Source organism: Microbacterium sp. LWS13-1.2, assembly GCF_040144835.1.
Classification (GTDB): domain Bacteria; phylum Actinomycetota; class Actinomycetes; order Actinomycetales; family Microbacteriaceae; genus Microbacterium.
In genome coordinates this window covers 4,244,187-4,263,539 of the sequence record NZ_CP151632.1, presented here as the reverse complement: position 1 = coordinate 4,263,539, position 19,353 = coordinate 4,244,187, and the positions used below count along the sequence as shown (strand labels likewise).

General features: G+C 70.6%; 17 protein-coding genes. 3 read left to right on the top strand and 14 right to left on the bottom strand.

Annotation, left to right across the window (positions count from 1 at the left end; translation table 11 throughout):
- Positions 1 to 44: 44 nt before the first annotated feature.
- Genes MRBLWS13_RS19615 through MRBLWS13_RS19600 form a run of 4 tightly spaced genes read right to left on the bottom strand, consistent with a single transcriptional unit; the run spans position 45 to position 2,536 of the window.
- A complete protein-coding gene (locus MRBLWS13_RS19615) occupies positions 45 to 413 on the bottom strand; it encodes a hypothetical protein (RefSeq protein ID WP_349426989.1) in 369 nt (122 codons plus the stop codon).
- The gene (gene truB / locus MRBLWS13_RS19610) at positions 410 to 1,357 is read right to left on the bottom strand and encodes a tRNA pseudouridine(55) synthase TruB (RefSeq protein ID WP_349426988.1); all 948 of its coding nucleotides are present in this window, start codon (positions 1,355 to 1,357) and stop codon (positions 410 to 412) included. Before truB ends, MRBLWS13_RS19615 begins: the two co-directional genes overlap by 4 nt.
- Positions 1,357 to 2,037, bottom strand: a complete 681-nt coding sequence (locus MRBLWS13_RS19605; protein ID WP_349426987.1) for a uridine kinase — start codon at positions 2,035 to 2,037, stop codon at positions 1,357 to 1,359. The genes truB and MRBLWS13_RS19605 overlap by 1 nt, the downstream gene beginning before the upstream one ends.
- 52 nt (positions 2,038 to 2,089) lie before the next feature.
- The gene (locus tag MRBLWS13_RS19600) at positions 2,090 to 2,536 is read right to left on the bottom strand and encodes a hypothetical protein (protein ID WP_349426986.1); all 447 of its coding nucleotides are present in this window, start codon (positions 2,534 to 2,536) and stop codon (positions 2,090 to 2,092) included.
- 299 nt (positions 2,537 to 2,835) lie between these two features.
- On the opposite strand from MRBLWS13_RS19600, the gene MRBLWS13_RS19595 reads away from it, so the two are divergent.
- Positions 2,836 to 3,738 carry an A/G-specific adenine glycosylase gene (locus MRBLWS13_RS19595; protein WP_349426985.1) on the top strand — a complete coding sequence of 301 codons (903 nt, stop codon included), beginning with the start codon at positions 2,836 to 2,838 and terminating at the stop codon, positions 3,736 to 3,738.
- 111 nt (positions 3,739 to 3,849) lie between these two features.
- Here MRBLWS13_RS19595 and rbfA read toward each other — a convergent pair whose 3' ends face one another.
- From rbfA to MRBLWS13_RS19570, 5 genes are all read right to left on the bottom strand, one after another.
- Positions 3,850 to 4,284: a 30S ribosome-binding factor RbfA gene (gene rbfA / locus MRBLWS13_RS19590; RefSeq protein ID WP_349426984.1), complete on the bottom strand. Its 435-nt coding sequence runs from the start codon at positions 4,282 to 4,284 to the stop codon at positions 3,850 to 3,852.
- 67 nt (positions 4,285 to 4,351) lie between these two features.
- Positions 4,352 to 7,180 carry a translation initiation factor IF-2 gene (gene infB, locus MRBLWS13_RS19585; RefSeq protein ID WP_349426983.1) on the bottom strand — a complete coding sequence of 943 codons (2,829 nt, stop codon included), beginning with the start codon at positions 7,178 to 7,180 and terminating at the stop codon, positions 4,352 to 4,354.
- 91 nt (positions 7,181 to 7,271) lie between these two features.
- Positions 7,272 to 7,526, bottom strand: coding sequence for a YlxR family protein (locus tag MRBLWS13_RS19580; protein WP_331911325.1), 255 nt, complete (start codon positions 7,524 to 7,526; stop codon positions 7,272 to 7,274).
- 40 nt (positions 7,527 to 7,566) lie between these two features.
- Positions 7,567 to 8,556 (bottom strand): transcription termination factor NusA, encoded by a 990-nt coding sequence (nusA, locus tag MRBLWS13_RS19575; RefSeq protein WP_349426982.1) that lies wholly within the window; start codon positions 8,554 to 8,556, stop codon positions 7,567 to 7,569.
- A 171-nt stretch (positions 8,557 to 8,727) separates the two neighbouring features.
- Entirely contained in the window at positions 8,728 to 10,695 is a 1,968-nt protein-coding gene (locus tag MRBLWS13_RS19570; protein WP_349426981.1) for a lipase family protein, read from the bottom strand.
- A 138-nt stretch (positions 10,696 to 10,833) separates the two neighbouring features.
- Between MRBLWS13_RS19570 and MRBLWS13_RS19565 the strand changes: the two genes are divergently transcribed.
- Positions 10,834 to 11,652 carry a DUF1206 domain-containing protein gene (locus MRBLWS13_RS19565; RefSeq protein ID WP_349426980.1) on the top strand — a complete coding sequence of 273 codons (819 nt, stop codon included), beginning with the start codon at positions 10,834 to 10,836 and terminating at the stop codon, positions 11,650 to 11,652.
- Positions 11,653 to 11,756: 104 nt separating this feature from the next.
- Complete coding sequence (locus MRBLWS13_RS19560; RefSeq protein ID WP_349426979.1) at positions 11,757 to 12,278, top strand: pyridoxamine 5'-phosphate oxidase family protein; 522 nt, start codon at positions 11,757 to 11,759, stop codon at positions 12,276 to 12,278.
- A gap of 60 nt (positions 12,279 to 12,338) precedes the next feature.
- Here the strand turns inward: MRBLWS13_RS19560 and MRBLWS13_RS19555 are convergent, their stop codons facing one another.
- The 5 genes from MRBLWS13_RS19555 to MRBLWS13_RS19535 all read right to left on the bottom strand — a co-directional run bounded on the left by MRBLWS13_RS19555 (position 12,339) and on the right by MRBLWS13_RS19535 (position 19,346).
- A complete protein-coding gene (locus MRBLWS13_RS19555; RefSeq protein ID WP_349426978.1) occupies positions 12,339 to 14,423 on the bottom strand; it encodes a PhoX family phosphatase in 2,085 nt (694 codons plus the stop codon).
- A gap of 137 nt (positions 14,424 to 14,560) precedes the next feature.
- Complete coding sequence (locus tag MRBLWS13_RS19550; RefSeq protein ID WP_349426977.1) at positions 14,561 to 15,604, bottom strand: TIGR00730 family Rossman fold protein; 1,044 nt, start codon at positions 15,602 to 15,604, stop codon at positions 14,561 to 14,563.
- 89 nt (positions 15,605 to 15,693) lie between these two features.
- The gene (locus MRBLWS13_RS19545) at positions 15,694 to 17,493 is read right to left on the bottom strand and encodes a proline--tRNA ligase (protein WP_349426976.1); all 1,800 of its coding nucleotides are present in this window, start codon (positions 17,491 to 17,493) and stop codon (positions 15,694 to 15,696) included.
- A 117-nt stretch (positions 17,494 to 17,610) separates the two neighbouring features.
- Positions 17,611 to 18,813: a hypothetical protein gene (locus tag MRBLWS13_RS19540; protein WP_349426975.1), complete on the bottom strand. Its 1,203-nt coding sequence runs from the start codon at positions 18,811 to 18,813 to the stop codon at positions 17,611 to 17,613.
- On the bottom strand, positions 18,810 to 19,346 hold the full coding sequence (locus MRBLWS13_RS19535; RefSeq protein ID WP_349426974.1) for a sigma-70 family RNA polymerase sigma factor: 537 nt from the start codon (positions 19,344 to 19,346) through the stop codon (positions 18,810 to 18,812). The genes MRBLWS13_RS19540 and MRBLWS13_RS19535 overlap by 4 nt, the downstream gene beginning before the upstream one ends.
- Positions 19,347 to 19,353: the final 7 nt, after the last annotated feature.

Below are 19,353 nucleotides of genomic sequence, written 5' to 3'. Positions count from 1 at the left end.
TCCGGGGGCGCGGCGCCGGCGGCCGCGGCGACGCGCGACGGCCGTCAGGCGAGCTGGACGGTCCAGATCACCTGCATACGCCAGACCATGACCGCGATGGACAGCGCCGCGATGCCCATGATCACCGTGCTCCAACGGCTGCGCTCGAGCAGCGCCCACGCGACGGCGGCGACGGGCAGCAGCACGGCGGAGATGAGGTAGACCCAGAACTCCAGGAGGCTCCCCGACGGCGGATTGCCCGCGAACGGCGCGATGATCGCGATGACGACCTGCGCGAGGAGCAGGAGCTCGACCAGGGCGAGAGCGCCGACCGTCCAGTCGCTCGGCCGCCGGCCGGCGAGACCGGCGATCACGCAGAAGAGACCTGCCGCGACCGCGACGACGACCTGCGCGATCGTGAACCACAGGATCATCGGGCGGCCTCCTCGGGCATGTTCATCGCGCTCTTGACATCGTCGCCCCGGCGCTCGACGACACCGACGAGGGCGCCGTCGGGGTCGATCGCCGCCGCCGGTGTCGTGTGAAGGCGTCCGGCAGCCCCGATCAGCCGCTTGCCGTGGCGGAGGTCGCGCGCCTCGTCGGCGGTCACCTCGAACTGGCCGAGCACCGCACCTGCCGCGGTCGCCGGGTCGACCATCGTCGCGTCGGCGAGGTCCTCGACGCCGGGCGCCCCGGCCACGTCGAACGGGCCGATGCGCGTGCGCCGCAGCGCCGTGAGGTGCCCGCCCACGCCGAGCGCCGAGCCGAGGTCACGCGCGAGCGAGCGGATGTACGTGCCGCTCGAGCAGTCGACGACGACGTCGAGGTCGATGACGCCCGACATCGCCGAGTCCACGCTCGCGGTTCCTCCGTCCGTGATCGCGGCCTGCGAGCCTGTCGAGCGGCGCCGCTCGGCGAGGACCTCGAACCGCGACACCGTGACCTCGCGCGCCTTGAGCTGCACATCCTCTCCCGCGCGCGCGAGGTCGTAGGCACGACGCCCGTCGACCTTGATCGCCGAATACGTGCTGGGAACCTGCGAGATCCGGCCGGTGAGAGCCGCGACGCCGGCCGTGATGGCCTGGGAGTCGAGGGATGCGGCATCCGTCACCGAGACGACCGTCCCCTCCGCGTCGTCGGTGTCGGTCGCGACGCCCAGCCGGATCGTGGCTTCGTAGGTCTTGTCGAGTCCGACGATGAACGTGAGCAGCCGCGTCGCGCCTTCGACGCCGAGGACGAGCAGGCCCGTCGCCATCGGGTCGAGCGTTCCGGCGTGGCCGATCTTGCGCGTGCCCCGTGCGCGGCGCGCCCGTGCGACGACGTCGTGCGAGGTGATGCCACCGGGCTTGTCGACGAGCAGGATTCCGGGCGCCGCCATCAGCTGGGCCCGACGATCCGGGGGTGCGCGAGATCGACGTTGTCGACGATGACCGATGCCGCCTCCCGCGGCCGCGCCTCGCGGAGGTAGATCTCCTGCCCCTGCCGGTAGCGGGCGTTCGAGGGCGCATCGGGGTCGGGGTCGCAGCCATCTCGCAACGCCATACGCGCGTAGGACACGTCGAACGGCACGTCGAGCCAGATCGACCAGTCCCACAGGTCTCGAAGCTCGGGCCGGTGCAGGAAGACGCCGTCCACCACGAGCACCGCATCCAGAGGCGCGGTGACCCACTGCGACTCGACGGGAGCATCGCGGACGACGTCGAACGCCGCCAGCTGGAAGCCGGTGGTGCCCGCGGTCTGCGCGCCGTCGCGGAACGGGTCGATCAGCACGCGCCGGAAGGTCGCATAGTCGAAGGAGTCGCGGTAGAAGCCCTCGGGGCTGCGGCGGCCGCGCAGGTAGCGCTCGCTCCGGGGCCGGTGGAAGCCGTCGATGCCGGCTCGGAACACCGCGTCGCCGGTCTCGGCGAACACCTCTGCGAGCCCGTCGGCGAACACCGTCTTGCCGGCGCCGTCCAGCCCGTCGACCGCGACGATGATGCGGCCGCCGGCGTTGCGGCGCCGGACGCGGTCGCGCAGTTCGCGCCACAGCGTCGTGGTCGGCGTGACGGGAAGGCGCATGGTCCCAGCCTACGGCGGCGAGAGCTGGCGCCCTGTCAGCGCTAGCCCCCTGTCACCCGCAGAGCTCGTATGGCGGTACATCCATGGTCGTCACGGTCACCGAGCGGATCACCGGGTCCTCTCGATAAGTGAAAAACATCCGTCCGACCTGGAGGTGAACGATGGAGGAGTCGATCGAGTCCGCCACTTCGACCGCATCGGGATACTCCCCGCGGACGTCGTCGACCGTCGAGCCGACACCGATTCCGCTTGCCGTGCGAGGCCCGGGCGCGACCGTCGGATCCCCCCACGCCTCCGACGCGACCACGTTGACGGGGCCGACGTCGGATGTGTCCCCCGACCCAGCGGTGTAGACGTTGTAATCCTGGGCCGGCGCATGCCACCACGCCAGCCAGCCACAGCGCTCCGGATCATTTGTGGTGCCTGACGGCATGAGAGTCAGCGCGTCGGAGAACGGCATCCCCAACGCGATCGGCCCCATGCCCGCCTCGGTGATCACCCATGTCGCGGGATCGTTCGGATCCTCTGAGTGGGCAGGCGTCGGCGTCGGCGTCGGAGAGGCAGACGGCACCGATGCGGACGGCTCCACAGTGGGGGCGGACGGGCCCGCGCAACCGGTGACCGCTACTGCCGCGATGAGCAGCATGGCGGCAGATGCCGACAGACGCATACAGGCTCCTTCGTGTCGTGTCCCTGCACGTTACGGTCGCGGAGCCGACCCGCGTCATCGTGACGCGGCGATTGTGATGAGGTCGTGACGCGCGCGCACCGGCCGTGCCGCCGCCTACGCTGGAACGCATGCCCGACCTCGCGACATCGCCCGAGTTCGAGGCACCGGCCGACCTCGCGACTCCCCTCGTCGCCTGGTACACGAAGAACGCGCGGGATCTGCCGTGGCGGCAGCCGGGGTTCGGCGCGTGGGGCGTGCTGGTGAGCGAGTTCATGCTGCAGCAGACGCCGGTGAACCGCGTGATCCCGCATCTCGAAGCGTGGCTCACCCGGTGGCCGACGCCGTCGGACCTCGCCGCGGCTGCGCCCGCCGACGCGGTGCGGCAGTGGGCGAACCTCGGCTATCCGCGGCGCGCCCTGTGGCTGCGTCGCGCGGCCGTCGAGATCCGCGACCGCCACGGCGGAATCGTGCCGCGTGACGTCGACGAGCTTCTGGCGTTGACCGGCATCGGCGACTACACCGCACGTGCCGTCGCCGTCTTCGCATACGGCGACCGGCATCCCGTCGTCGACACCAACACCCGGCGGGTGCTGGCACGCGCGATCGAGGGCAGGTCGCAACCCGGCCCGCCCTCGCGGCGCGACCTCGAGACCATGGCGGCGATCCTGCCCGACGAGCTCGACACCGCGGCCGTCGTCAACGCGGCGGCGATGGAGCTCGGAGCGGTCATCTGCACCGCCCGAACTCCGCGCTGCGACGCATGCCCGTTACGAGACCGCTGCACATGGCGCGCGGCAGGGTATCCCGACACCGGCGACGACCGCCGCAAGCAGGCACGCTACGAAGGCAGCGACCGGCAGGCGCGCGGGGCGGTGCTCAAGACGCTGCGGGATGCCGCAGCCCACGCGATCCCGCTCGCCGAGATGCTGCCCGACTGGCCGGACCCGCTCCAGCGCGACCGTGCCATCGACTCGCTCATCGCCGACGGGCTCGCCGAGGCGTCCGACGGTCTCTTGCGTCTGCCGCTCTGAGCACTCGTACCGGGCAGGCGGCTCAGAGCACTGGGCCTGGGCATCGAGCCGGCGCAACGACAGACGCCGCGACCGGCGGACCGGTCACGGCGTGTCTGTGGCGGCGAGGAGTCAGTCCTCGCCGTCGAGCTCGCGCGGCTTGACGTAGGGGTCGGCTTCGCCGGCGTACGTCGCCGACGAGGCGAGACCTGCCACGGCGGCATCCCGCTCCTGCGCCTCGCGCAGCAGATCGGCGATGTGGCCGGCGTTCTCGGGGATCGCGTCGGGGATGAACTCGAGCGAGGGGGTGAGACGCACGTTGAGGTGCTTGCCCACCTCCGAGCGCAGCATCCCGGTCGCGGACTTCAGCGCCGCGGCGGATCCTTCGCGCTCCTCGGGCGAGCCGAGCACCGTGTAGAACACGGAGGCGTGCTGGAGGTCGCCGGTCACCTTCACATCGGTGATGGTCACGAATCCGAGCCGCGGGTCGCGCAGGCCCTTCTCGAGCCGTTCAGCGAGGATCACACGAATACGGTCGCCCAGCCGGGCCTGACGTTCGCTGGCCATGATTGCTCCTTAAGGGGATGATTCCGGATGCCTCGATTCGAGGCATCCGGAATCACGTCACGCGGACTCAGCCGCGGGGCTTCTCGACCATCTCGGTGGTCTCGATCTCGTCGCCCACCTGGATGTCGTTGTACTTGCCGAGGCCGATACCGGCTTCGAAGTCCGTGCGGACCTCGGTGACGTCGTCCTTGAACCGGCGCAGCGACTCGATGGCCAGGCCGTCGGCCAGGACCACGCCGTCGCGGATGACGCGCGCCTTGGCGTTGCGCGTGATCGTGCCCGAGCGGACGATGACACCGGCGATGTTGCCGAACTTCGAGGAGCGGAACACCTCGCGGATCTCGGCGACGCCCGACTGGACCTCTTCGTACTCCGGCTTGAGCAGGCCCTTGAGCGACTGCTCGACATCGTCGATCGCGTTGTAGATGACCGAGTAGAACCGGACATCCACACCCTCACGAGCGGCGCGCTCGCGCGCCTTCGTGTCGGGACGGACGTTGAAGCCGATGACGATCGCGTTGTCGATCGTCGCGAGGTTGATGTCGGACTCGGTGATCGCACCCACACCGCGGTGGATGATCCGCAGCTGGACGGAGTCGTCGACCTCGATCTTGAGCAGCGACTCCTCGAGCGCCTCCACGGCACCCGAGACGTCACCCTTGATGATGAGGTTGAGCGACTCGACCTTGCCCTCTTCGAGAGCACGGGTGAAGTCCTCGAGCGAGATGCGCTTGCGGGCCTTGGCCAGCTGGGCGTTGCGCTCGGCCGCTTCACGCTTCTCGGCGATCTGGCGGGCCGTGCGGTCCTCCTCGGTCACGATGAACGTGTCGCCGGCGCGCGGCACCGAGTTCAGACCCTGCACCTGCACGGGACGCGACGGGAAGGCCTCCTCGACGGCGTCGCCGTTCTCGTCGGCCATCGCACGGACGCGGCCGTACGCCGTGCCGGCGACGATCGCATCGCCGACGCGCAGCGTTCCGGACTGGATGAGCACCGTGGCGACCGAACCGCGACCCTTGTCGAGCTTCGCTTCGATCGCGACACCGCGCGCGTCCTTGTTCGGGTTGGCCGTGAGGTCCAGACCCGCGTCCGCGGTGAGCAGCACCGCGTCGAGGAGCTCCTGGATGCCGGTGCCCTGGCGAGCCGAGACGTCGACGAACATGACGTCGCCGCCGTACTCCTCGGCGACCAGGCCGTACTCGGTGAGCTGCTGGCGCACCTTGGCGGGGTTGGCGTCGGGCTTGTCGACCTTGTTCACCGCGACCACGATCGGCACGTTGGCCGCCTGGGCGTGGTTGAGCGCCTCCACCGTCTGCGGCATGATGCCGTCGTCGGCGGCGACCACGAGGATCGCGAGGTCGGTCACCTGCGCACCGCGGGCACGCATGGCGGTGAACGCCTCATGACCCGGGGTGTCGATGAAGGTGATCGCACGCTCGATGCCCTCGTGCTCGGTCCAGACCTGGTACGCACCGATGTGCTGCGTGATGCCGCCGGCCTCGCCCGCGACCACGTTGGTCTGGCGGATGGCGTCGAGCAGTCGCGTCTTACCGTGGTCGACGTGACCCATGACGGTCACGACCGGAGGCCGGATCTCGAGGTCTTCCTCGTTCTCCGCCTCCAGCTCGGCCTCGAGATCGAGACCGAAGCCCTCGAGGAGCTCCTTGTCCTCGTCCTCGGGCGAGACCATCTGGATCTTGTAGCCGAGCTCGGCGCCGAGCACCTCGAAGGTGGCCTCGTCGAGCGACTCGGTCGCGGTCGCCATCTCACCCAGGTTGAACAGGATGGTGACGAGCGTGCCGGGCTGCACGGTGTACCCGCGCAGCGCCTCGAGCTTGTCCGCGAAGTCCGCGATCGATGCGCCGCGGCGCAGGCGGATGATCTCGCCGTTGCCCTTCGAGACGTTGACGCCACCGACGACCGGCGCCGACCGCATCTCGAACTCTTGGCGCTTCGCCCGACGCGACTTGCGCTGCTTCGACTTGCCGCCGCCCTTGCCGAAGGCGCCTGCGGTGCCACCGCCGGGGCCACGGCCACGACCGCCACCACCGCCGGGACGACCCGCGAAGCCGCCCGCGGGCGCTCCACCGGGAGCGCCGCCAGGACGCTGGAAGCCACCGCCACCGCCGCCACCGGGACGACCGGCACCGCCGGGACGCTGCTGGAACGGCGCACCGGGACGACCGCCACCACCGGGGCGACCTGCGCCACCGGGACGCGGAGCGCCGGGGCGAGGAGCACCCGGACGCGGGGCCTGCGGACGCGGGATGTTGCCGGGGCTCGGGCGCTGGCCCATGCCCTGCGCCGACGCGAAGGGGTTGTTGCCCGGACGGGGGCCGGCAGGACGCTGACCCATGCCCTGCGACGATGCGAAGGGGTTGTTGCCGGGGCGCGACGAGCCACCCGGGCGCGGCGGCTGCGGCGTCGCTGCAGCGGGGCCGGGCTTGGGGGCACCGGGTGCGGCCGGCGCAGCCGGAGCCGCAGGGGCGTCCGCAGCCGGGGCCGCGGGAGCCGCCGGCGCTGCCGGAGCCTTGGCCGCGGGAGCCTTGGCCGCGGGAGCCGCGGGCTCAGCCGGAGCGGCGGGAGCCGTCGGGGCGGCAGCCGGACGCGCCGGGCCGGGCTTCACAGCCGGACCGGGCTTGACCGCGGACGCACCGGGCTTCGCCGCCGCGGGGGCGGGCGACGCGGCGGCAGGCTTAGCCGCAGGCGCGCCATCCGTCGACTTGCCGACGCCGTCGGCCTCGAGCGCGGCGCGCAGCTTGCGCGCCACGGGGGGTTCGATGGTGGACGAGGGGCTCTTGACGTATTCGCCGAGCGCCTTCAGCTTCTCGAGCGCGACCTTGCTGTCGACGCCGAGCTCGGAAGCGATCTCGTGCACGCGTGGTTTGGCAGCCACAAATTCTCCTGTCTGGGTCCACCCAGGCAGGGCAGACCGTTAATCGCGGACGGGTCTCATTTCGAGCCGTTCACTTTGTTTCCATAGCCGTTCAGCCTTTTGTTCGCTGTAGGTACTGGTCGATGGTCTGCGTGTCAAGCGGGCCTGACACACGCAATGCGCGTACGAAGGCACGGCGCCGAAGGGCGGCATCCATGCACTCCGGCGTCTTGTGCACCCACGCGCCTCGTCCGGGCATCGATGCGCGCTCGTCGAGGACGAGGACGGAATCGATGGAGACCACCCTGAGGAGAGTGGACCGGGGAGCACGCGTGCGGCATCCGACGCACGTTCGTACAGGTTCCATCGTACACCTCGCGTCTGGGAGCACGCGCCGCAGGCGGCGCTCAGCCCTCCTCGAGGATGCTGTCGGGCTGGATGTCGATCTTGGCACCGGTGAGCTTGGCGGCCAGGCGGGCGTTCTGCCCCTCCTTGCCGATCGCGAGCGACAGCTGGTAGTCCGGCACGAGGGCTCGTACGGCCTTGTTCGAAGCATCCAGGACGAAGCTCGACGTCACCTTCGCGGGCGACAGAGCGTTCGCGACGAACTTCGCCAGCTCCGGGTCGTAGTCGACGATGTCGATCTTCTCGCCGCCGAGCTCCTCGGTCACCGCGCGCACACGGCGGCCGAGCTCGCCGATGCAGGCGCCCTTGGCATTGATGGACGGGTCGTTCGCCTTGACGGCGATCTTCGTGCGGTGGCCGGCTTCGCGCGCCAGCGAGACGATCTCCACGAGTCCGGCGGGGATCTCGGGCACCTCGAGCGCGAACAGCTTGCGGACAAGGCCCGGGTGGGTGCGGGAGACCGTGATCTGCGGCCCCTTCGTACCCTTGGCGACCGACGTGACGTAGACGCGCAGGCGGGCACCGTGCGCGTAGTCCTCGCTGGGCACCTGCTCCTCGGGCGGCAGGATGGCCTCGACCGAGCCGAGATCCACGTGCACCATGCGGGGGTTCGGGCCCTGCTGCACGATGCCGGCGACGATGTCGCCCTCCTTGCCCCGGAACTCGCCCAGCACGGCGTCGTCGGCGATGTCGCGCAGACGCTGGCTGATGACCTGCTTCGCGGCGAACGCGGCGATGCGGCCGAAGTCCTCGGGAGTCGACTCCTCCTCGCCGATGACGGCGCCTTCGTCGTCGAGGACGGGGATGAACACGGCGACGTGACCGGTCTTGCGGTCCAGTTCCGAGCGCGCGCCCTCAGGCAGTTCGCCGGTGGGCGACGTGTGCTTGGCGTAGGCGGTCAGGATCGCCTGTTCGATGATGCGCACGAGCTCGTCGAAGGGGATCTCCTTCTCGCGCTCGACAGTCCGCAGCAGTCCGAGATCGATGTCCACAGTGGCCTCCGTATTCAGCTCTCACCGGCACGTCGACGCGCGCCGGAACCCTACAACGTTACCCGATGCCGCGGCGCACGGTTCTGGGAGTCCGATGCACGGCTGCACGTGGCTGGGGGGGCTCGCAGGAGGGCGCGGCCAACGTCGCCCCGGGGGCCGGTTCTGAGACGCCTACTCGGTCGGGCAGTCATCGACGTGCGTGTCGGCGTGACGGAACCGCGCGTCTGTCCAGGCGATGAGCACCGGCACGAAATGCGAGCCCGGGAGCAGGGTGCGCAGGTGGTCGTAGCCACGGTATTCGAGGCTGCGGACCTGATCGCCCTGCGCGCACAGCCGCTCGACGAACTCGTGCTGGAGGTGGGGGGGAATGACCTCGTCCTCGTCGCCCCAGGCGATGAGGATCGGCTGCTCCCAGGGCCCCGTCGGCGTGTTGTCCTCGAGACGACGGCCGAGGGCGCCGGTGGTGAGGTCGCCCTCGAACAGCGGGCGGTCCTCGGAGACGCCGAGCGCCGTCGCCACTGACACGACGACGCCGGGTTCGGAGGGACACCGCTGCGTCATCTCGCGGACGATGGCCTCCGAGCCCGGGGCGATGTAGTCGGTGAGTTCCACGTCGTCGTAGGTGTCGGCATACGGCACGAGCACCCACGAGATGAGGATGGACAGCAGCGCATTGGCATCGCCCCTCGTCAGCTCCTCGGCCAGCTCGACAGGCTCGGCGGCCGGTGCGAGCAGCGCCGTGCCCCGGATGTCGAGGTCGGGGGCGTAGTCGCCGGCGATCTGCGACGTCCACAGCGCCGCGTGTCCGCCCTGCGAGTGTCCCCAGACGACGGTCCGGCTCGACAGCGTGAGACCGTCCAGCTCGCCTGCGGCGAGCACCGCGTCGAGTGACGAGCGCGCCTCGCCGCGCCCGATGAGATAGGGGAAGACGCCCGGCGCGCCCTGGCCGGAGTAGTCGGACGCCACGACGACCCACCCGCGTGCGAGCGCCTGGTCGAGGCCCGGTATCGCCCACTTCGTCGCGGACGCGTCGCGCAGGCTGGGCGCGCAGCCACGGGCGACGCCGGTCGTCCCGTGGTTCCAGACGACGACCGGTCGCGGACCCGGCGGCGCCTGCTGCGGCACGATCACGAGAGCGCTCGCCACCGCGGGCTGCCCGTTCGCGTCGCGGGTCGTGTAGAGGATGCGCATGACCTCGGCGCCGGAGGGCTTCTGCCCCGAGAAGTCGTCCGTGCGGATCAGCTGCCCGTGCTCGTACGGCACGACGGCCGGCGGGTCGTAGAAGGCGTCCACGACCTGCGCGCCGTCCTCGAACCACGCGTTCGCCCACCAGCCACCGGCGGCGAGCGCTACGAGCAGTGCCGAGAGGGCGTACCGGCCGGCGGCCAGCCACGCGGCGCGGGCGCGACGCCGCCTCGGGGCACCCGCAGCTGCGGCCGAGACGGATGCCGCGTCCGGAGGCGCCGACTCTGCCGAGGCGGAAGCCGCATCCGTGAGGTCGGGCACGTCTCGCGCCGACGCGTGCGTCTTCGCCGGGACCGGCCCGGCGGGCTCACCGGTGGCGGGGACCGAGCGTCTGCCCTCGACGAACGCGCGCACGGCACGCACGAGCATGGACGCACCGAAGATCACCGTCCGCACGCCGAAGATCAGCGCGACGACGAGCACCGTCACGTCGGGCCACGCATACGACAGGATGCCGAACGCGATCTGCGCCCCGCCCCAGACGCCGGCGAGCACCCGCTGGCTGACACTCCCCCGCCGCACCGCGTCGTAGATCGACGCCAGACCGCCGAGCACGAGAAGCACCGCGATGATCTCGGGGAGCAGCTCGAGGGTACGGCCGAGGCCGAGGAGGATCCCCAGGCCCAGCGCGATCCACACGACGCCGAATCCGACGCGGGACCACAGCGCCGTCTCGGGCGCCGCGAGCATCCGTGCCACGCCGGAGAAGATGGCACTCAGTCCCACGTAGACGGTGAGGAGGACCAGCGAGGTGAGCGGCCGCGTCACGATGAGGAGTCCGACCAGCAGCGACAGCGCGCCCACCACGACGAGCACCGCCGGAGGAGCTCCGCGCACGAGTCGCGGCACGACGCTCCATCCGGACGGGAGCTGTCGACGGCCCTCGCGGATCATCCGCCCCATGATAGGTGCGCCCGCCGATGGCACCCTGAGGCCGCACCGCGCGCGGCGAACCGTCGTGGTCGGCAACGCATCCCGCCGGACCCGCGTCAACCCCCGCCTTCCGCGCGATCACGGGTCTAGCGTGAGGGCGTGAAAGCCAACGCGAAGCAGCTGGCCCGCGAGGCGGAGTCCAGCGCCGTCTTCGAGGCCGTGGCCCGCGCCGGATACGTCGCCAACGGCGTGATCCACATCCTCATCGGGGTCATCGTCATCGTGCTCGCCGCGGGCGGGCGCGGCGAAGGCGACCAGGCGGGCGCGATGAAGGCGGTGGCAGGCGCCCCCGCCGGCTTCGTCGTCCTGTGGCTCATCGCGGTCGGACTGTGGGCGCTGGGCGTGTGGCACGCGGCCGAAGGCCTCCTCGCGCGCGACCGATCGGGCGACGCCAAGGGCGCCGCGCGCAAGTGGGGCCGACGGATGGCCGATTGGGGGCAGGCGGCGGTCTTCATCGCGCTCGGCCTCATCTCGGCAGCGGTGGCGATGGGCGCGCGACCCAACGCCGAGGAGGCGGCAGAGGGCGCGAGCCGGGGACTGCTGGAGGTGCCTGGCGGACCCATCCTGCTGGGACTCATCGGCCTCGGTATAGGAATCGGCGGGATCTCATTCGTGGTGATGGGCGTCAGGCGGAGCTTCCGCACGCGCGTGCGGATCCCGGACGGCAAGCGCGGACGCACGCTCACGACGCTCGGGGTCGTCGGCTTCGTCGCGAAGGGCGTGGCCCTGACGATCGTCGGGGTGCTGCTGGTCATCGCCGCGGTGGCGACGGATGCCGAAACCGCCGGCGGGCTGGACGGCGCGGTCGACGCGCTGCTCGCCCTGCCGCTCGGGCCATGGCTCGCCTGGATCGTCGGCGTGGGCTTCATCGCCTATGGGATCTTCACCGTCGTGCGGGCCCGCGTCGCGCGGATGTGAGTGCGCGGACTGCGGCGTCCCGGGCGGCAGGGGATCCATTGAGGCGCGGCATCCGTGCTGTCAATGCCCTGGAGGACATGCGCGACATCGTCGAGTCTGAGGGCATGACACACGCAGAAGAAGATCTCGTCACCGGCCCGGAGGCGATCGCCCGGGTCAAGGAGCTGGTCGAGGACATCGACTTCACGATGCTCACCACCCGGGATGCCGCGGGCAATCTCGTGAGTCGGCCGATGAGCACACGGCAGATGGACGACGCCGGCGACATCTGGTTCTTCACCCTCGCGGGGACCAGCAAGGTCGCCGAGGCCCAGGCCGACCCGCAGCACGACGTCGGACTGTCGTACCTCGACCCGAAGGGTCACCGGTACGTGTCGGTCGCAGGGCGTGCCGAGGTCGTCCGCGACGACGCGAAGATGAAGGAGCTCTACTCCCCCGACCTCGACATCTGGTTCGAGGACGGACTGGACACCCCCGGCATCGTGCTGCTGCGCGTGACGCCGGTCGAGTGCGAGTTCTGGGAGCCGCGGCACGGCAAGCTCGTCACCGCAGCGGGAATGCTCAAGTCGCTGGTGACCAAGGACACGCCCGACGACACGATGTCGCACGGCAAGGTCAGCTGCTGACCGGAGCCGGACGCCGCGCCGCCTGAGGTCAGGCGGCGCGGCGCTCTCGGCGGCGGCCGGTCAGGCGCGGTAGACCTGGACCACCGACGGGCGCGGCGCCGTCGGCACGGCGCCCGGCAGGGTCGAGCCGTAGTCGGGGAACAGCGAGGTCGGCGCCGCGAACGTGCCGTCCTCACCGGGGTGCTGCACCGCGACGAAGACGAGGCCCTCCTTGTCGTGGATCACCGGCCCGCAGGTCTCGGCATCACGCGGCACCGACAGGAACTGCTGCACGTGGCCGCGCTCGGCGCCCTCGAGCGGCACGAGGAAGAGTCCGTCGTTGTAGCCGATCGTGCTGGGCGCGCCATCGGTGGAGATCCAGAGGTTGCCCGACGAGTCGAAGGCGACGTTGTCGGGGCACGAGATCGGCGACACGAGCTCCTTGGGGAAGCCTGCGAAGTACGAGTTGGCGAACGTCGCCGGGTCGCCGCAGAGGAGCAGGATGCTCCAGCCGAACGTGGTGCCGGACTGCCCCGCCGTCTCGGTCAGCTCCACCACATGCCCGTAGCGGTTGCCGGTGACCGGGTTGGTCTCGTCGAGCGTCGCCGCCGAGCGAGCCGAGTTGTTGGTCAGCGCCAGGTACACCTTGCCGGTCTTCGGGCTGGGCTCGACGTCCTCCGGACGGTCCATCTTCGTCGCGCCGACCGCATCCGCCGCGAGACGCGTGTGGACGAGGACCTGCTCGGTCGTGAAGCCGGGCACGGCGCTCTGCCCGTTCTGCGTCAGCGGGAGCCAGCTGCCGGAGCCGTCGAACAGCCCATCGCTGGGAAGCGCTCCGGTGCCGAGGATCTCGCCGGCCGGGGAGTTGCCCGAGAACTTCGCGACATACAGGTCGCCCTCGCTCAACAGCTGCAGGTTCTTCTTGCGCGAACCCGAGATCCTGTTCTTCGACACGAACTTGTAGAGGTAGTCGTTGCGCTCGTCGTCGCCCATGTAGGCGACCACGTGGCCGTCCTCCGCGACGATGACGTTCGCGCCCTCGTGCTTGAACCGGCCCATCGCGGTGTGCTTGCGGGGCGTCGACGTCGGATCCTGCGGGTCGATCTCGACGATGTAGCCGAACCGGTTGGGCTCGTTGACGAAGTCGGGGTTGTGCGCGTCGAAGCGAGGGTCGTACTTCTCCCATCCCGTCGACGTCGAGGTGGAGGCGGACGCCTGGTACCGCTTCTGAGCCGGGGTGTCCGCTGCCCACGCGAAGTACCCGTTGAAGTTCTCCTCGCCCGACAGGATCGTGCCCCACGGGGTCGTTCCGCCTGCGCAGTTGCCCAGCGTGCCGTGCACCCACCGACCCTCGGGGTCGGCCGCGGTCTTCACCAGGTCGCTCCCGGCCGCAGGGCCCGTCAGCTCGAAGACGGTCTCGACCGTGATCCGGCGGTTGCGGGGGCCACCGACGACATACGACCAGGGCTCACCCGTGCGCTTGCGGCGGATCTCGACGACCGACATGCCCTGCGCGGCCTTGAACACGTCGCCGCGGCGCTGGAGCTCAGCCGGGTCGGACGACGGCGGGAACATGATCGCGGGGTTGACGTACTCGTGGTTGGTCACCAGGACGCCGGTCTTGCCGCTCGGGTCGGCGACGATGTCGAGGTAGTCGCAGTTGTAGCCGAACTGCAGAGCCTGAGCCGCGGGCGACTGGCCGTCGATGTCGAAGGCGGGAGCGTTCGAGAACAGGGGGTCGCCCCACCGGATGACGGGCCGCCAGGTGTAGCCCGACGGAACCGTGAACTCGTCGACGAGCCGGTTCACCGGGGAGATGGGGTCGAACGGCAGGCTGCCGCCGGCGGGGCGAGCGAATGCCGCGCCCGCTCCCCCGACGCCCGCCGAGCCGGGCGCCGACAGCGGCGTCTGCGAGCGGAGACCGCCGACGGCGATCGCGAGCGCCCCGGCCGCGCCGAGCCCGAGGAGCGCACGACGCGACAGCGCAGCCGAGGCCACCTCCTGGAAGGTCTCGTTGTGCGAGGAGTTGCACTCCGGCCCGAGGCACGCGTTCGCGCATTTGTACTGGCACGTCGCCGCGAGGCGCTTGCCGCGCGCGTGGTCGGCGAGGGGAAGGGAACGGCGGAATCCTTCGATGATGCTCACGAGGGTCCTCTCTGCAGGCATGGCGGCGTCGGCCGGGGATGCCGTCAGCCTCGCCCCGTGCGGCGACGCCCACCGGAACCGCAGGTGAACAGCCGACGACGGACGCATGAGAACGACCTCATTCCCGGGACGGATGCCGCGGCCTCAGCCGCCGTGGATCAGGCCGGCGGTGCAGAGTCCAGCGCGTTGACCGCCGCGATCAGGCGGTACAGCTCACCCACGCGGAACTGGTTGAGCCGCAGCACCAGGCGCGGCAGCTCCACGCGGTCGTCGTCCTCACGTTCGATCGTGAGCGGGCCGCGGCGCTCGATGCGGCCCTCTGCGAGCAGGGCGCCGAACTCGGCGTTCAACGCCGATACCTCGGCATCCGTCGGCTCGCTCTTCAGACGCAGCACCAGGCGCTTGCCGACCCACCGCAGCGAGTCATAGTTGCGGTAGAAGCCGGTCAATGCGGCCACGGCGGACTCGACCGAGTCGGTCACCACGACGCGATCGAAATCGCCCTCGGAGATGACCCCCGACGACAGCAGGTGATCGTCGACGAAACTGCGCAGTCCTGACCAGAACCTTCCACCGGGGGCGTCCAGGAGCACGATCGGCGTCGGGTCGGCCTTTCCCGTCTGCTGCAGGGTCAGCAGTTCGAACATCTCATCCAGCGTGCCGAACCCGCCGGGCACGCACACGAAGCCCTTCGACTCCTTCACGAGCATGAGTTTGCGCGTGAAGAAGTACTTCATGGTGACGTTCCGCGCGTTCTCGCCGACGATCGCGTTCGGCTTCTCCTCGAACGGCAGCCGGATCGAGACGCCGAGCGAGTTGTGGGCACCCGCTCCCTCCGCCGCCGCCTGCATGATCCCCGGGCCTGCGCCCGTCACGACCATCCACCCGCTCGCGGCCAGCGCGGCGGCGACCTCCGAGGCCTGACGGTAGAGCGCGTCGTCGGGGAGGGTGCGAGCCGAGCCGAAGATCGTCGCCTTCGGCAGGTCCTCGTACGGCGCGAACAGCTGGAACGCCGCGCGCATCTCGGTGAGCGCCGCGCTCGCGATCTTCAGGTCGAGCCGGTCGGCGCGGTCCAGGCCCAGCCCGATCCCGGTCGCGAGGATGCGGGCGACGAGATCGGCGTTGTCGGTGATCCCGGCATCTGCGAGCATCCCCCGCATGTCCTCGGTCACTTCAGGGGGCACCGCGGCGCTGTGGTTCATGCCTCCACGTTGCCATGTCCCGTCCGTGTGCGGGCGGACGCGAGCGGAGCGCCCGGATCAACCGTTCCGACCCGAAGGTCGGACGAGGCTCAGCGTGCTGTCAGGCGCGCCACCGCGTCCGCGCTGGACACGACCTCGCGTTCGCCGGTGCGGCGGTCCCAGACCTCGACCTGGCCATCGGCGGCGCCACGGCCGACGATGACGATCCTCGGCACGCCGACGAGCTCGGCGTCGCCGAACTTCACGCCCGGAGACACCTTGGGCCGGTCGTCGTAGAGCACATCGAGGCCGGATGCCTCCAGATCGGCCGACAGCTTCTCGGCCACGTCGAACATGACGGCCTCACGCCCGGCCGCCACGACGTGGACGTCGAACGGCGCCACCGACGGCGGCCAGATGAGGCCCTTGTCGTCGTTGTTGAGCTCGGCGATGATCGCCAGGATGCGGGTGACGCCGATGCCGTACGAGCCCATCGTCACAGTGACGAGCTTGCCGTTCTCGTCGAGGACCTTGAGACCCAGCGTCTCGGCGAAGAAGCGCCCGAGCTGGAAGACGTGCCCGATCTCCATGCCGCGAGCGAGCTCAACGGGCCCGGAGCCGTCGGGCGCCGGGTCTCCGGCGCGGACGTTCGCGACCTCGACGAAGCCGTCACCGGCGAAGTCCCGGCCGGCGACGAGGGTGTGGACGTGCTTCTGGTCGATGTTGGCGCCGGTGATCCACGCCGTGCCGTCGGCGACACGCGGATCGAGGAGGTAGCGGATGCCGGTTGCCGACTCCTCGCCGAGCACCGCCCCGGTCTCGGACCACGGACCGATGTAGCCCTTGACGAGCAGCGGGTGCCTCTCGAAGTCCTGCTCGGTCGCGGGCTCCACGGCCGCGGGAGCGAAGGCCACCTCGACGCGCTTGTCGTCGATGTCGCGGTCGCCGGGCACACCCACGATGACCAGCTCGCGGGTGCCGTCGAGATGGGTCAGGGCGAGCACGACGTTCTTGAGCGTGTGCGCCGCGGTCCACTCCGCGGCGCCGTCCGTTGCGGGGCCGGCGATCCCCGACGCGGGAGCATCGAGGTGCGTGTTCGCGTGGTCGACCAGCGTCTGGATCGTCGGGGTGTTCGGCGAGTCGAAGATGACCGGTGCGCCGATGCCGTCGAAGGGGATCGACGCCGGCGCGGTCGTCGTGTACGCCTCGACGTTCGCGGCGTAGCCGCCCGCTGACCGGACGAACGTGTCTTCGCCGACGGCCGTCGGGTGCAGGAACTCCTCGGAGCGGGCGCCGCCCATCAGGCCGTTGTCGGCGGCGACGATGACGTACTCGAGTCCGAGCGCCTGGAAGATCCGCTCGTACGCGTCGCGCTGCGACTGGTACGAGGCGTCCTGCCCCTCGTCGGTGTAGTCGAACGAGTACGCGTCCTTCATCGTGAACTCGCGCCCGCGCAGGAGCCCGGCACGCGGGCGGGCCTCATCGCGGTACTTGTCCTGGATCTGATAGATCATCAGCGGAAGGTCCTTGTACGACGAATACAGATCCTTGACGAGGAGCGTGAACATCTCCTCGTGCGTCGGTGCGAGCAGATAGTCGGCGCCCTTGCGGTCCTGCAGGCGGAAGATGCCGTCGCCGTACGAGGTCCAGCGGCCGGACGCCTCATACGGGTCGCGCGGCAGCAGGGCCGGGAAGTGCACCTCGTACGCGCCGGCGCTCGTCATCTCGTCGCGGATGATCTTCTCGATCTTCGCCTTGACCTTGAGCCCGAGCGGCAGCCAGGTGAACACGCCCGGCGCGGCACGCCGGATATAGCCGGCGCGCACGAGCAGCCGGTGGCTCGTCACCTCCGCGTCGGCGGGGTCTTCACGAAGCGTGCGGAGGAAGAAGTGCGACAGACGGGTGACCACGAGGGTCAAGTCTAGGACGCACGGTCCCCACGCCCACTCACGACAGCACCGGCGCGCTGCCGCGAGGGTGGCCCTGGCCGCGTCACGGAGTCAGGTGGACCTGCCCGGGTGCCGGGGTCAAGGGTGCATCAGCGCGAGCACCGCCGCGGTGAGCGGGAGCGCGTCGGTGGTGCTCCGGATGAAATCGGGCGTCACCATGAGGACGTTGACGCCATCGGTCGCGACGACCACCGAGCCGGACCCCTCGTAGCGGTCGAGCCCCGGCGCGATGACGGCGGCCTCTGCCCCGTCGACCGTCACCGGCTGCGCGTCCGCCGCGTCGAGCGCCGTCTGGAACGCGATCGCGCCGCCGGGGACGACGTCGACGCGGACCACCTCCCCTGAGGTCGTATCTCCGCTCCCCGATGTGAAGTGCAGTTCGCACCAGCTCGCGGCGCCCGCGAACAGCGCGACCCCCTCCAGTCGCTCGGTCGCCTCGCCGCGACTGCTCTGGGCAAGCAGTGCCACCCGCTCGAAGCCGTACACGGCCGGGTCGATGGATGCGACGATCGCGGCGCAGTCGGGCAGCGCCCACCACTCGGCGGTACGGGCGGCGGGAGTCGGGGCCGGGTGATCGGCCAGGCGGCGCGATGCCTCGGCGAAGAGTCCGGCAACACCCGGCGCCGTCACGGAATCCTTCTCGCCTGCCGCCCGGACGACCAGCCATGTGCCGCCCACGACACCCGCCTCCGTGCATTCGACCTGGGTTCCGTCCTCAGTGACCGGCGCGCACCCGGTCGCGGTGCCCGCCCGCAGAGCGTCGTCGACCACGGCCTCGGGATAGGCCATCAGGTGTGCGGTGGCCGCCAGGTAGACGCCGTCCGACACCCAGACGCAGTCGATTCCCCCGAGCACCTCGTTCGCGCCCGTCTTCCAGCGGTAGTCCGACAGCATCATGTCGATCTTCGCGACCGCCTCCACGCTCGCTTCGTCGAGCGCGTTCGCGCACTCGCCGGCGAAGGGAGTGACGCCCGCTGCTGATACGACCGGAGTGGGAGGTGACGGCGTCGGGGTGGGGGCGGGAGTCGTCTCGGGGGTCGGCGACGGAGACGGCGCCGGCCGGGTCTCGCTCGTCGTCGGCGCGGGCGCCGGGCGGGCGTCGGACCCGAGCAGCGCGGCGGTCGTGATGGCACCGCCGCTCACCACGCCGATGAGGACGAGTGCCACCGCACCGGCCACCAGCTGCATGCGGTGTCTCCCCGCCGGGCGGATGCGCTGTGCGCCGGCGAGCACGAGGTCGCGCATCTCGGACTGCTCGTACGGGGTGAGGTCGTCGTTCATGCCCATGCTCCCTCGATCGAAGCCATCTCTTCGCGCAGCTTGGCCTTGGCTCGGGCGAGCCGCGACTTCACGGTGCCCACGGGGATGCCGAGCGTCTCGGCCGCCGCCCGGTCGGGATAGCCCTCGAGGACGGTCAGCACCACGACGCTCTGCTCGCGGGCGGGAAGCCTCTTCAGGGCGGCGAGCACGCCGGTCTCGTCCGGGCCTTTCGGTGCTCCCGGGTTCGATGCGACAGGCGTCCGAGCGAGGAGCGTCCGGTAGCGGCGGCCGGAGCGCTCAAGATTGCGGGCGCAGTTCGAGACGGTGTTGAGCAGCCACGGGAGGGGCGAACCGTCCACGAGGCGGACCGACTCGCGCTTGCGCCAGAGCTCGAAGAATCCGATGGTCACCGCATCCTTCGCATCCTCTCGCGCGGTCAGCAGACGGCGGGCATGACGGAAGAGACGTGCCTCGTGGCGGTCGAACAGCATTGCCAGCGCGGCCTCGTCGCCGGTCAGGACCCGCTCCCAGAGGGCGGCGTCATCATCGTCCATACCCTGT